The sequence below is a fragment of the Flavobacterium aquidurense genome, assembly GCF_031458035.1.
GTDB classification, from domain to species: domain Bacteria; phylum Bacteroidota; class Bacteroidia; order Flavobacteriales; family Flavobacteriaceae; genus Flavobacterium; species Flavobacterium aquidurense_C.
The window spans coordinates 213,454-227,539 of the sequence record NZ_JAVDXR010000002.1 but is presented as its reverse complement, the minus strand read 5'-3'; the positions used below and the strand labels follow the sequence as shown (position 1 = coordinate 227,539).

Sequence of the window (14,086 nt, the reverse complement as noted above, 5' to 3'; positions counted from 1 at the left end):
TTTTATCTTGATACTAATCCGGCAGAATCACCACCAAGCATATTTTCAACTTCTTTTAACGTTGCCAAATTGTAATCTCCTGCAATTGTATGTTTCAGACAACAAGCCGAAACTGCAAAATCCAATGCTTTTTGATTGTTGTTTTCGTATTGAGACAAACCATAAATCAGTCCTCCCATAAAAGCGTCCCCGCTTCCTACTCTGTCTACAACAGGAGTTACTTCTTTTACAGCAGCCTGATAAATTGTTTTTCCATCAAACAAAACACCGCCAATTCGTTGGTGAGAAGCACTTACTGAATAACGTAATGTTGTTGCAACGGTTTTTAAATTCGGAATCAAATCAAACAACTTCGTGTATAAAACCGGAAGTGATTTTTCATCCTTATAATCAGGATTTACCTTCGGAATTCCCAACATAAAATAAGCCGTGTCGATATCTCCTAAAATAACATTGCTATATTGCAGCATTTCCGGCATAACCTCACTTGGAGTTTTACCATATTGCCATAATTTTGATCTGTAATTTAAATCACAAGAAATAGTAATTCCTTTTTTATGCGCCATTTTAATAGCTTCTAAACAAGCTTCGGCAGCACTTTCAGAAATTGCTGGCGTAATTCCACTCCAGTGAAACCACGTAACACCTTCTAATACCTTGTCCCAGTCAACAAGACCCTTTTCGATAGTTGCCATCGAGCTGTGCGCACGATCGTAAACGACATTACTTCCTCTGCTTCCTGCGCCTGTTTCCAGAAAATAGATTCCTAAACGTTCTCCTCCAAAAATGATATTTTTAGACTCGACATTCATTTTTCGTATTTCTTTCAACGCAGCTCCGCCAATTTCGTTTTCAGGTAATCTTGTAACAAACTCTGAATTTAAACCATAATTTGCCAAGGACACGCAAACATTGAACTCACCGCCGCCATAGGTAGCACCAAATTCCTTTGCTTGCGAAAAACGTAAATGTCCTGCGGGAGAGAGACGCAACATAATTTCGCCGAATGCAACTATTTTACTCATATTATTTCTATTGTTTTTACCAGTAAAAAAACTTTAGCAATAAAAAAAATCTTTTATAATCAATAATCTTTCTTCTTGCTTCTATATTCTTGCTTCTATATTCTCAATTAAAATTTAAAATATTCTTTTGCGTTGTTGTATGAAATATCAGAAACCAATTTTCCAATCCATTCCATATCAGCAGGCAATTCTCCTCTTTGAATTTCATCTCCTAAAAGATTACAAAGAATACGTCTGAAATACTCATGTCTTGGGAAAGATAAAAAGCTTCTTGAATCTGTCAACATTCCCACGAAACAACTAATTAATCCCATGTTTGAAAGGGCATTTAATTGTTTTGTCATTCCATCCTTCTGATCTAAAAACCACCATCCTGAACCAAATTGTACTTTTCCTCTAACGCTTCCGTCATTGAAGTTTCCTATCATCGTAGCCATAACTTCGTTATCGGCAGGATTCAGGTTATAGATAATTGTTTTTGTCAATTTATCTTTGCTGTCTAATGCATTTAAGAAAGAAGATAGTTTTTGTGCTTGTGGATAATCCCCGATAGAGTCCCAACCTGTATCAGGACCTAAAATTCTATGCATACGAGCATTATTATTTCTTAATGCGCCTAAGTGAAATTGTTGCACCCAGCCTAATTCATGATATGTTTCAGATAAAAACAACAAGATTGCACTTTGAAATTTCAATGCCTCTTCAGGAGTTATAATTCCATTTTCTCTTTTCTTTTTGAAAATTGAAGCCACTTCAGCTTCTGTAAATTCTTCAAAGTAAATCTGATCTAAACCGTGATCACTTAATTTACAACCATTTGCGGCAAAGAATTCAATTCTTTTTCTCAATGCATCGCGTAGATCAGAATACGTATTAATCGCAACTCCGGATACATCCCCCAACGTATCCAGATATGCGTTATAGCCATCATTAGAAATTAAGATCGCTTTATCAGGCCTGAAAGCAGTACTTACTTTAGTTCCGAATGGGTTTTGTGCCAGTTTTTGATGATACTCTAAAGTATCAATTGGATCTTCGGTAGTACAAACTAATTCAGCATTTACTTTTTTAAGCAAATTTTGTGTGCTGTAGGCTTGTGAATTTATTTTTTCAGAAGTTTCAATGTATATTTTCTCAGCCGACTTTTCATTCAATAAATCATAGATATCAAAATAGCGAGCTAATTCTAAATGTGTCCAGTGGTATAATGGATTACGCATTGTATACGGAACCGTTTTTCCCCAGTTTAAGAACTTATCTTTATCAGAACCATTCCCGGTTACAAATTGTTCGTTAATTCCTAATGTGCGCATTGCACGCCATTTGTAATGATCTCCGTTAATCCAAACCTGAGTGATATTATCGAAAATTTTATCTTCGGCAATAGACTGAGGGTTTAAGTGATTGTGGTAATCTATAATTGGCTGATTTTTTGAGTAGTTGTGATATAACTCTTCAGCATATTTATTTTCAAGTAAAAAATTATCGTTTATGAATGTTTTATTTGAGCTCATAATTTCTTTGTAATTGAGAATTATTCTTCGTTTGAAGGTTTACCGATAGTTGCTAAAATTCCGCCATCAACATATAAAATATGTCCGTTAACAAAATCACTTGCTTTAGAAGACAAGAAAATTGCCGCTCCCGCTAAATCTCCCGGATCTCCCCATTTTGCAGCTGGAGTTCTGCTAATGATAAAATCATTAAAAGGATGCCCATCAACTCTAATTGGTTTTGTTTGTTCAGTAGCAAAATAACCAGGTCCAATTCCGTTGATCTGAACGTTGTATTTTGCCCATTCTGTCGCCATATTTTTAGTCAGCATTTTCAAACCACCTTTTGCAGCAGCATAAGCACCAACTGTATTACGACCTAATTCGCTCATCATTGAACAAATATTAATGATTTTTCCTTGTCTTCTCTCAATCATTCCTTTTGCAACATGCTTAGAAACAATAAATGGAGAAACCAAATCAATATCAATTACTTCTTTAAAATCAGCAACTTCCATTTCAATTAGCGGAATTCTTTTGATAATTCCTGCGTTGTTAATCAAAATTGCAATAGGTCCAACTTCGCTTTCAATTTTTGCAACAGCAGTTTTAACTTCCTGCTCATCGGTTACATTAAATTTATAACCTACTGCATTTATTCCTTCACTTTTAAGTTCTGCCACAGCAGCATCAATTTTTTCCTGAGAAGAGTTTCCGTTTACTACAATTGTAGCTCCAGCCTCACCCAATCCTTTTGCCATCGCCATTCCCAGTCCGTGAGTACTTCCTGTGATTAAGGCAACTTTTCCTTTTATATCAAATAATGAACTCATAGTCTTATCTTAAATCAGTTATTTTACAAACATCCATATCTCCATAATCTAAATTTTCACCAGCCATTCCCCAGATAAAAGTATAGTTACTGGTTCCTGAACCTGAGTGGATAGACCATGGCGGAGAAATAACTGCCTGATGATTGTTCATCCAGATATGTCTTGTTTCTTGCGGTTGCCCCATAAAATGACAAACAGCCTGATTTTCGGGAATATCTAAGTAGAAATAAACTTCCATTCTACGATCGTGTACGTGCGCTGGCATTGTATTCCAAACACTTCCCGGACGCAATTCTGTCATTCCCATTTGCAATTGGCAAGTTGTAACCACACTACCAATAATCATTTGATTTACAGTACGGTGATTAGCCGTTTCCATTGTACCTAATTGTAATTTATTAGCTTGTTCCAAACTTACTTTTACCGTTGGATAATGTGTATGAGCTGGTGCAGAGTTGATATAAAATTTAGCCGGATTCGCGCTGTCGTCACTTTTAAAAATTACTTCTTTATTTCCGCTTCCGATATATAAAGCATCTTTAAAACCTAATTCATAAGATGTTCCATCAACAACAACAGAACCACTTCCACCAACGTTGATGATTCCCATTTCCCTTCTTTCTAAAAAATAACCCGCTTTAAGAGGATCAATAGTTTCCAGAGTAAGATCTTTTACAGGAACAGCAGAACCAGCAATATATCTATCATAATGAGAATACGTCAATACGATTTCGTTCTCCTGCATTAAGTCATCAATTAAGAATTCATTTCTCAACTGTTGTGTGTCATATTGTTTTACTGCTTCAGGGCTTGACGCGTATCTTGAGCTATATTTTGTCATAATTTATATTTTAATGTAATCGATTGCACAAAATTATATTTTTATCTTTAAATATCATAATACAAATAGAAATTTACTTTCTCTTTGATTTATACTTCTACTTTTTTCATCCTCGGAACTAAAATATGCATAATCAGCCAAGCTAGTAAATACGAGCCTCCGCAGATGCAAAACATAATAAAATATCCCGTTTCGATTTTACCTAATTTAGTATAATACACAAACATATTTTTTTGAACTACCAAAGTTAAGAGAATTCCGCCAAGTGCACCAAACATTCCCCCAATTCCTGTTACTGAAGCAGTTGTCTTTTTTGGAAACATATCAGAAACTGTTGTAAAAATATTAGCACTCCATGCCTGATGCGCCGAAACAGCCAAACCAATTACCAAAATTGCCAGCCACATGTTTATTGCTCCTAAATATTGAGAAAACAAAACCGGCAAAACTGCAAAGGCATAAATAAGCATACTTGTTTTACGTGCTTTATAGGCAGGCCAATTTTTTTCTATTAATTTCAATGGCAGCCATCCGCCTCCAATACTTCCCACACTTCCAATAACGTAAACCAAAGCACAAGGCCAAATAATTTGGGTTGCCGAAAGTTTGTATTGTTTCATTAAGAAATCTGGCAACCAAAACAAATAAAACCACCAAACCGGATCTGTAAGTAATTTTCCGATGGCAAAAGCCCACGTTTGACGAAAACTTAGCAATTTAAACCATGAAACCTTTTCAGTATCTTCAACTTCAGTTGTAACGACTTTATCTGAATTTATATAATCAAGCTCAGCTTGCGATAATCTTTTTTGTTTTTCTGGCACTTCATAGAAAATAAACCATAATATTAGCCAGATAAAACCAACAATTCCTGTCAATATAAAAGCCCATTGCCAACCATAATTCTCTGCAATAAAAGGCACTGATAGTGGCACAATAATCGCTCCGATATTACTTCCGGAATTAAAAATACCCGTTGCTAAAGCTCTTTCTTTTTGCGGAAACCATTCTGCTGTAGCTTTTATCGCGGCAGGAAAATTTCCAGCTTCTGTAATTCCTAAAAATACACGGGCCACTAAAAAACCAGGTGTTCCTGTCGCCAATGCATGTCCAATTGCTGCCAAACTCCATAAACCGGTTGCAATAGCATATCCAATTTTAGTTCCCAGTTTATCAATAATTCCTCCTGCAACCAGCATTCCCATTGCGTATGCAAACTTAAATGCCAATTCAATATTAGAATAATCAATAACCTCTTGTTCTGGTGTCCAATGAAAAGCCTCTGCTAGAAAAGGCCGAAGGTAACTTATTACATTTCGATCTAAATAATTTACTGTAGTGGCAAAAAATACTAAACCGCATATTGTCCAGCGGTACTTTCCGATTGCTGCATTAGCTTGATTCATAATTTTGAGTTGGTTGCGGTTGGTTAGTTAGTTTGGATTCTATTATAAATCCTTAATCGGACTGTATTTCGGAACCAAAGATTTCATTACAATCCAACCTGTCAAGTAACAAACAGCACAGATTGAAAAAATGATGAAATATCCAGCTTCGATGCCTTTAAAGCCCATAAAAGCCATATTTGTTTCTTTAGTATAATCGAATAACATTCCTGACCCTTTGTTGATAATAGTAGAGCCGATACCTCCCGCTAATCCGCCAATACCAGTGATTGTTGCAATAGCTTTTTTAGGAAACATATCTCCCACTGTAGTAAAGATGTTTGCTGACCAAGATTGATGAGCTGCACCTGCAATTCCAATTATTATTACTGGAATCCAATAACTAATATGTCCTAAAGGCTGAGCAATCAATGCTAATAATGGGAAAAATGCAAAAATCAACATTGCTCTCATTCTGCCTTCGTAAGGATTCATTCCTTTTTTCTCCACAAAGTAAGTTGGCAGCCAACCACCAATGATAGAAAGCAAAGTAATCATATAAAGAACAAATAATGGTAAAGCTGCCTCTGTAGAATCCATTCCGTAAACAGAACTTAAATAGGCAGGTGTCCAGAATAAAAAGAACCACCAAACACCATCAGTCATAAACTTTCCGAAGGCAAAAGCCCATGTCTGTTTGTATTTGAAACAATCTACAAGAGAAACTTTTGTAGTTGTTTCAGGAACGTATCCTACTAATTTACTGTCAGCAATATCGTCTTGTTGAATATAAGCTAATTCTTCAGCGCTAACTTTTGGGTGTCTTTCTGGTTTATCGTACATAAACATCCAAAATCCCATCCAGATAAAACCTAATGCACCAATAATAATAAATGACATTTCCCAACCGAAAGATTTTGCAATAAACGGAATAGAAATTGGCGCTGCTAACGCACCAACAGTCGCCCCTGCATTAAAAATGCTTGTTGAAAATGCTCGGTCTTTTTTAGGAAAATATTCAGCTGTAGTCTTGATCGCTGCCGGAAAGTTTCCAGCCTCACCAATTGCTAATACGAAACGTGCAAAAATAAATAAGCTCACACTTACATTAATTACCATTCCTGTATCGTTAACCGTTCGAATTGCATCTTTTGCTCCTTCAAAACCTACAAACCAGTTTCCTGTAATGATTCCTGAAGTTGCAATTCCACAGAAGGCATGCAAACATGCACCAAAAGACCAAATTCCGATTGCCCATAAAAATCCTTTTTTGGTATCTAACCAATCCACAAATCTTCCGGCAAAAAGTAATGATACAGCGTAAAATATTGAAAACAATGCGGTAATATTTCCATAATCATTGTTTGTCCAATGAAATTCAGGAGCTATAAAATCACTCCAGGTCAAAGAAAGAACCTGTCTGTCTAAGTAGTTGATAGTAGTTGCAAAAAACAACAATGCACATATACTCCAACGATATTTTCCTGTTGATTTATTAGTTTCGCTAATAGAAATTTCATTTGTTTGATTCATGGTAACGGTTTTATTCTAAATTTATAATTTTTAACCAATTTGATTTGTCGTTTTTTTCAAGTCAAAACTTCAAAATCAACTGTTTAGTGTAACAAAATTCAATCAATGTAATCGATTGCACAAATATACTTTTAAATCCCAATAATACAAATAAATTGTATATAAAATTATTTTAATACTTTAAATTAACATTTCACGTAAAAAAAAGAACTCAAAATTACACATTAAACAATATTAATGTTAAATAACAACATGTAAAATTCATCCGTTTTGTATGTCAAAATAGTCCTCAAATCACTATTTTAAATTATTATAAAAAGCTCTTTCCCGTTTTTATAGCAAATTTCAATAATTGCTTACATTGAAAAATCAATAAAAAAAATATAAATTTGAATATCCTCCTGTCAAATCAATTAAAAACTAAAGACTTATAAATTGGAAAAATCAAAACACTTCATTACTGGAAAATCTCTTTTTAACCTGATTTTATTCTTCGGAATCACAGCTCACCTACATGCTCAAAATCAGGTAATTCCGTTATGGAAAACCATTCCACAAGAAATAAAAACTTCTGACTATCAAGAAAAAGAAACAAGAACTGACGGAAAAATACAAAGTACAAGCCAGGTTTCGATACCTACATTAAGCATATTTTTCACAAAAGAAATAAAGCAAAATCAAACCGCTGTAATTATTCTTCCGGGTGGTGGATATTCGCATTTATCTATGGATAAGGAAGGAACTAAAGTTGCTGAATGGCTTAATAGTTTAGGAATTACAGCTTTTGTTTTAAAATACAGATTACCGAGCGATTTAATCATGACAAACAAAACCGTCGGCCCGTTGCAGGATGCTCAGGAAGCCATGCGTATTGTGAGATTGAATGCTGCAAAATGGAATATTGATCCGAATAAAATTGGTATTATGGGATTTTCTGCAGGCGGGCATTTAGCATCTACATTATCAACCCATTATGATGAACGAGTATATGAAACATCATCAAAAATAAGTGCTCGTCCTGATTTTTCAATTCTGATTTATCCTGTAGTGTCAATGGAAAACGAAATAACACACAAAGGATCGCAAACAAGTTTATTGGGCAAAAATCCTTCAGAAGATTTAATTAATTCGTTTTCAAATGAAAAAAAAGTAACCGCACAAACACCTCCAACTTTCCTTGTACATGCTACCGATGATTCTGCTGTTTTGCCTGAAAACAGTATTAATTATTATTTGGCTCTTAAAAAAAATGCAGTTCCGGCGGAGTTACATTTATATGAAAAAGGCGGACATGGCTTTGGACTTGGGGTAAAAGATACCAGCAAATTCTGGACAAAAGACTGTGAAGAATGGCTAAAAAGCAATAATTTCTAACGATATAACAATTATAAAAAAAATAGGGTTTTTAAATTTAGTTAACGTGTAACCAAATCTAAAAACCCTTCAAAAATTGGACTTTCTTGTATGTCTTGCAAATTTATACAATGTACCCATCATAAATGGACAGTCAAATTTTCATTGAAAAATGTTTCTCCAAAAACAGTTTTACTTAAAAGAAATTATACTACTAAAAAGGCAAAGCAATACAACTTTTTTATCTTCTATGCCGCAAAACTACAAGCTACATTAAAGAAAAGCTTACGGGTTTCCTCATTTTTGCTCATTTTTTTTATTTTTAACATTTCTACTTCCCGCAATTCATTGTTTTCGTACACGTTAGCTTTTTGTATTGAAAATAAAAATTATGAAAAAAAAAGTTGCTGCACCTATTTTTCGGCACTAATACTCTTTTCTTATCCTACATTAAGTTGAACTTGAAATTTATGAAATACATTTGTGAAGTAAAGTACAAGTTCTAAAAACAACTGAAATTTAAGCCCAGAAAGAAAAACTTACAAACTCTTTTTCTTGTCCTGCATTAAGTTGAACTTAGAATTTATGAAATACATTTGTGATGTAAAGTAAGCGGTTTTATTTTTAGTTACTAAGATTTAAATTCTATAAAAAAAACTTAGAACCTCAGAACCGAAGCTTCGGGATAGCAGCTTAGAACCTTAAAAAAAAACGACCATGAAAATATTTCAATTCTTAATACTCGGAAAAAACGAACCAATATTGGAGATTTTACTTCGATTGGTAAATGCTTACGAAGACTGGAATGCAGTAGGTTTCAGCGATGAAAAAGCTGCTCAGGAATATTTTCTAAACAACAAAATCGATATTGTTCTTTTGAGTTCCGGAATCGAAGATCATGTCGAAAAAGAATTTACTTCTTTCTGTTTAGAACAACAGCCCGATGTCGAAGTAATTGAGCATTTCGGTGGAGGAAGCGGTTTATTAAAATCAGAAATACAACACAGATTACATCTTAAAGGAAAAATTTAGGTACCCAGATTTTCTCATTCACGCATTTTAATTCAAATATTTACGAAGATCGCCTAACCATTGACGATATATCGTTAAAATCAGTATTGCCTTTTTTCAAAAATTCGTTAGAAATCAACGCCTCCCAAATAAGGCACTGCTTTTGAACGCAATAAACTGAAAATCAAACTGAATATGATTTTTTATTAAAACCTTTTATTAACAAGCAAAATTTAATTATCATGAAAAAGTTACTCTTAACAGCAGTTTTATCATTCGTTACTTTTATAGGATTTGCACAAAAACCAAGTCCCGCACTATTAGACCCTACAAATCACACCCTAGTTCTTATTGATTACGAAAGCCAAATGGCGTTTGCAGTGAGCAATATTCCAATAGATCAGCTTCGTAACAATACCGCGTTAGTTGCAGGTGCTTCAAAAATATTTAAAGTTTCAACTATCGTAACAACTGTTGCTGAAAAATCATTCAGCGGACCTGTTTTTCGTGAAATTGAAGAATTCTACCCTCAAAAAACTTCAAACTATATTGATCGTACAACAATGAATACCTGGGAAGATGCACCTGCCCGCAAAGCAATTATCGCAACAGGCAAAAAGAAAATTGTTTTTGGCGGTTTATGGACAAGCGTTTGTATTGTCGGGCCAGTTTTATCTGCAATTAATGAAGGCTATGACGTTTACGTAATTACAGATGCCAGCGGTGATGTTTCTAAAGAAGCACACGAAATGGCGGTGACACGTATGGTTCAGGCGGGTGCACACCCTGTTACTTCCTTGCAATATCTATTAGAATTACAACGCGATTGGGCACGTCAGGAAACTTATGTACCAGTTACAGATTTGGTAAAAAAATATGGTGGCGCTTACGGTGTTGGCGTTCAATATGCACATGAAATGCTTAAACATTAATTCTTAGATTGTTCTTGGTTGATTACCTAAAAAGGCTGTTTTAAGTGACAGCTTTTTTTCCTTAAAACCTAAATAAAAATTATTATTATGAAACTAAAAATCCTCATACAAGCTTTACTTTTGATTATTTCATTACCCATTTTCGCTCAAGGCAAAAGCCTCGCATTTATCTTACATTTGATGATGTAGTAATTCGATCTCTGGAAATAAAAATACAATTGCAGAGGTTCTGGCTTTCGCCGATGGAAAAATCATGAAAACTTAAAACCAATGAAATTTTAAACTAAAAAAAACATGAAAACGCTAATTCGATTATTGTTGCTTTTAGGATTCCTTTATTCTGCAAATGCGCAACAGAATCCTGTATTCCAAAAGTTACGGTATGACGATGATGTGACCTATTTAAGAGCGGATTCTGCCAAAAATTGGTACGAGAAAATTAAATATATTCCGTTAGGAAAAAATGAAAAATATTACGCCAATATTGGTGGCGAAATAAAAGAGCAGTATACCTACACTGTAAATGATAAATGGGGCGACGAATCTGACGAAGGAGACGGTTATTTACTTTCTCGTTTTTTATTACATACAGATATTCATTTAGGTGCTTTCAGAACTTTTATTGAATTGCAAAGCAGTTTGGCCAACAGCAAAAATGACCCGAGTCCGGTCGATGAAAATGAACTGGATTTCCATCAGGTTTTTCTGGATATTGATTTTATCCGGAATAAAAACCAACAACTTACATTGCGCACCGGAAGACAAGAAATGGCTTATGGTATACAGCGTTTAGTGGCTGTCCGTGAAGGACCTAACAGCCGACTTGCCTTTGACGCAGTCAAACTTTTTTACAAAAACAACAATTGGCAGACAGATGCATTTTACACTCATCCGATCGCCAATAAACCAGGAACTTTTAACGATAGTTTCAATGAAAATGCCAAATTCTGGGGGAGTTACACTGTTATTCATAAAGTACCATTTATTCAAAATATCGATTTTTATTATTTAGGCTTATGGAAAAAAAGAGCCGTTTTTGATAATGCTGTCGGAGAAGAAAATCGTCAATCTATAGGAACCCGAATCTGGAAAAATAAAGGAAATTGGAAATATGATTTTGAAAGCCTTTATCAATTCGGAACTATAAATCAAAAATCAATCGCTGCCTGGACACTTTCCTCTTTTGCCTGTTATACTTTCTCAGAAGTAAAATTCAGCCCCGAAATCGGACTTAAAACAGAGATTATTTCGGGAGATAAACATTCAGATGACAATCATTTAGAAACCTTTAATCCGTTATATCCAAGAGGCGCTTATTTTGGATTAGTAGCTTTAATTGGTCCTTCCAATTTAATTGATATTCACCCATCGATAAGTTTAGAATTAAGTAAAAAATTCAGCCTCGCATTTGATTATGATATTTTTTGGAGAGCGTCAATTAACGATGGTATTTATGCCCCAAATATGCAATTATTATATTCCGGGAAAGACACAACCGAACGTTTTATAGGCTCTCAATTGATTTCTAATTTAGATTACACTGCGAATGATTTTCTGGCCTTTACTCTAGAAGCCGGCTGGTTTGATGCGGGAGCATTTTTAAAAGAAGTTGGCACCGGAAAAGATTATTTTTATACAGCGTTAACAGCTCAATTTAAGTTTTAAATTTGCATAAAAGCGAATGAAAAATGGAAAAGAAATATTCTGTTGTGTTTCATCCTTCAGAAGATGGAATTGAGTTTATAAAAAAACTAAAATTACAATTGTTCAATAAAATTGAATGGTATAGCAGTTGTAATTCCGTAGCGCATATTACAATTGGCGGTTTTAAAGCAGATGAAAATCAGCTTGATAAGTATAGGCAAAAACTTTTTAAAATCGCAGACTCTTTAACTCCTGTTCAGGTTTATTTAGATCACTTTGACGCTTATGAGGAAAGTCGGGCTTTTTTTATATCTCCTAACGAAGATTCTAAAGCACACTTAAAGCCTATGATGAAAAAAATTCAGGAAGCACTTCAAATTTCCAGTAAAGATAGAAGTGACGATCCGCATATTTCAATAGGACGAAATCTAACACCCGAAAACATCCAAATTGCTCGTGATTTATTTACTACAATAAATCTTGATTTTTTATGCAATGCTATTATTCTAAGAGAATTTGACCCGATCAAAAAGCAATATTTTATCTTAGAAACTTTTCCATTTGGCAGTAATCCTCAGCCAGAATTAATTCAGGGGAGTTTATTTTAACCGCAAGGTTCGCAAAGATTTTATGCAAGGTTCGCAAAGATGTCTTGTTTAATCTCGCAAAGACGCAAATTCCTTTGCGGCTTTGCGTCTTTGCGGAAATCACTAGCGCCCTTTGCGTAAACCCCTTGCGCACCTTGCGGTTAAATCACGACAATGTCGAGCAAACTGAAACAAGAAAAACTTGAAACCTGAAACTAAAATCAATTTTTCGTATATTTGAATTTTACAATTCACCTCTATGAAATCCCTAGATTCATTTTACCAGGATATTACCGAAGGTTCCCCTGTTGAACCGAGTTCATTATTGCCTAACGACATCAAAAAAGAAATTGGTCATTTTAATGTATTCGATATAAAAGAACTTTATGAAAGACTGAAAGACAAACCTGGTATGCCTTATGACAGAAGGGCCTATTACAAAATCAGTTTGATTCGGGGAAAAAACAGAGCCGAATATGCCGATAAAATAATCGACATCGAAAAACAGGGTCTTTTATTTGCTACACCAAAAATTCCTTATAATTATTTACCACAAGATACCAATCAATCAGGACAGTTTTGTGTGTTTACCACTGAGTTTTTATCCAAAAACAAAAGCGGAATTGATTTAGACGATCTTCCTATTTTTGCCACTGATGGTTATCCTATTTTTCAGCTTAACGATGAAGAAGTTGCTGAAGTTGAGCTGATTTTCAATAAAATACAAAAAGAAATCAACTCCGATTATATTTACAAATATGATTTGATCCGAAATTATGTTGCAGAATTAATTCACTTCGGACAAAAATTGCAACCCATCACGGCACTTTATTCCAAACATAATTCGGCTGCAAGAGTTTCTTCTTTATTTGCTGAATTATTAGAAAGGCAATTCCCAATAGAATCTCCGCACCAGCGATTAGAATTGAGAACAGCCAAAGATTTTGCCGAAAGACTGTCCGTTCATGTCAATCATCTGAATAAAGTTTTAAAAGAAAATACCGGAAAAACCACCACAGAATTAATCACCAGCCGATTGACAAACGAAGCAAAAATCCTTCTAAAACAAACAGATTGGAACATTTCTGAGATTGCTTTTTCTTTAGGTTTTGAAGAATTAGCACATTTCTCCAATTTCTTTAAAAAACAGACTTCGTTTACGCCTTTAGCTTTTAGAAGTTGATTTTTGTTTCAAGTTTCAGGTTTCAGGTTTCAGGTTTGAAATTAGAGCTTTAGATATAGATTAATTAAAAAATTCGTGATAATCCGTGTCTTCGCAAGGCGAATCCGCGTCATCAGCGTTCAATTATACGTCTGCAAACTTATTCGATCCTTTTATAAGATATAAAATAAGATTTGGAATTTGGAATTTCACTATTGAATTTTATTTCCTCCGATTTGAATTTCGCAAACTTCCATTTGAAATTTACAATTCCCCAGCTCCGCTTT

Annotated in this window: 12 protein-coding genes; 6 read left to right on the top strand and 6 right to left on the bottom strand. The window is 34.5% G+C overall.

Going from position 1 to position 14,086, the window contains the following annotated elements:
• Window positions 1-2: 2 nt before the first annotated feature.
• From J2X17_RS04270 to J2X17_RS04245, 6 genes are all read right to left on the bottom strand, one after another.
• Window positions 3-1,025, bottom strand: coding sequence for a PfkB family carbohydrate kinase (locus tag J2X17_RS04270; protein ID WP_310295007.1), 1,023 nt, complete (start codon window positions 1,023-1,025; stop codon window positions 3-5).
• Between the two features lie 107 nt (window positions 1,026-1,132).
• A complete protein-coding gene (gene uxaC / locus J2X17_RS04265) occupies window positions 1,133-2,539 on the bottom strand; it encodes a glucuronate isomerase (protein ID WP_310295005.1) in 1,407 nt (468 codons plus the stop codon).
• Between the two features lie 20 nt (window positions 2,540-2,559).
• A complete protein-coding gene (locus tag J2X17_RS04260) occupies window positions 2,560-3,351 on the bottom strand; it encodes a gluconate 5-dehydrogenase (RefSeq protein ID WP_310295003.1) in 792 nt (263 codons plus the stop codon).
• A 4-nt stretch (window positions 3,352-3,355) separates the two neighbouring features.
• Window positions 3,356-4,192 (bottom strand): 5-dehydro-4-deoxy-D-glucuronate isomerase, encoded by an 837-nt coding sequence (kduI, locus tag J2X17_RS04255; RefSeq protein ID WP_310295001.1) that lies wholly within the window; start codon window positions 4,190-4,192, stop codon window positions 3,356-3,358.
• A gap of 89 nt (window positions 4,193-4,281) precedes the next feature.
• Window positions 4,282-5,598 carry an MFS transporter gene (locus tag J2X17_RS04250; RefSeq protein WP_310294999.1) on the bottom strand — a complete coding sequence of 439 codons (1,317 nt, stop codon included), beginning with the start codon at window positions 5,596-5,598 and terminating at the stop codon, window positions 4,282-4,284.
• 42 nt (window positions 5,599-5,640) lie between these two features.
• Window positions 5,641-7,110 carry an MFS transporter gene (locus J2X17_RS04245; protein ID WP_310294996.1) on the bottom strand — a complete coding sequence of 490 codons (1,470 nt, stop codon included), beginning with the start codon at window positions 7,108-7,110 and terminating at the stop codon, window positions 5,641-5,643.
• Window positions 7,111-7,545: 435 nt separating this feature from the next.
• Here J2X17_RS04245 and J2X17_RS04240 point away from each other — a divergent pair, with 435 nt between their 5' ends.
• The 6 genes from J2X17_RS04240 (at window position 7,546) to J2X17_RS04215 (ending at window position 13,820) form a co-directional block, all read left to right on the top strand.
• Window positions 7,546-8,484, top strand: coding sequence for an alpha/beta hydrolase (locus tag J2X17_RS04240; RefSeq protein WP_310294994.1), 939 nt, complete (start codon window positions 7,546-7,548; stop codon window positions 8,482-8,484).
• 696 nt (window positions 8,485-9,180) lie between these two features.
• The gene (locus J2X17_RS04235) at window positions 9,181-9,495 is read left to right on the top strand and encodes a hypothetical protein (RefSeq protein ID WP_310294992.1); all 315 of its coding nucleotides are present in this window, start codon (window positions 9,181-9,183) and stop codon (window positions 9,493-9,495) included.
• Window positions 9,496-9,716: 221 nt separating this feature from the next.
• Window positions 9,717-10,406, top strand: coding sequence for a hydrolase (locus J2X17_RS04230; RefSeq protein ID WP_310294990.1), 690 nt, complete (start codon window positions 9,717-9,719; stop codon window positions 10,404-10,406).
• A 294-nt stretch (window positions 10,407-10,700) separates the two neighbouring features.
• A complete protein-coding gene (locus J2X17_RS04225; RefSeq protein ID WP_310294987.1) occupies window positions 10,701-12,071 on the top strand; it encodes an alginate export family protein in 1,371 nt (456 codons plus the stop codon).
• Between the two features lie 23 nt (window positions 12,072-12,094).
• Window positions 12,095-12,658 carry a 2'-5' RNA ligase family protein gene (locus J2X17_RS04220; protein ID WP_310294985.1) on the top strand — a complete coding sequence of 188 codons (564 nt, stop codon included), beginning with the start codon at window positions 12,095-12,097 and terminating at the stop codon, window positions 12,656-12,658.
• A 238-nt stretch (window positions 12,659-12,896) separates the two neighbouring features.
• Window positions 12,897-13,820: a helix-turn-helix domain-containing protein gene (locus tag J2X17_RS04215; protein WP_310294983.1), complete on the top strand. Its 924-nt coding sequence runs from the start codon at window positions 12,897-12,899 to the stop codon at window positions 13,818-13,820.
• Window positions 13,821-14,086: the final 266 nt, after the last annotated feature.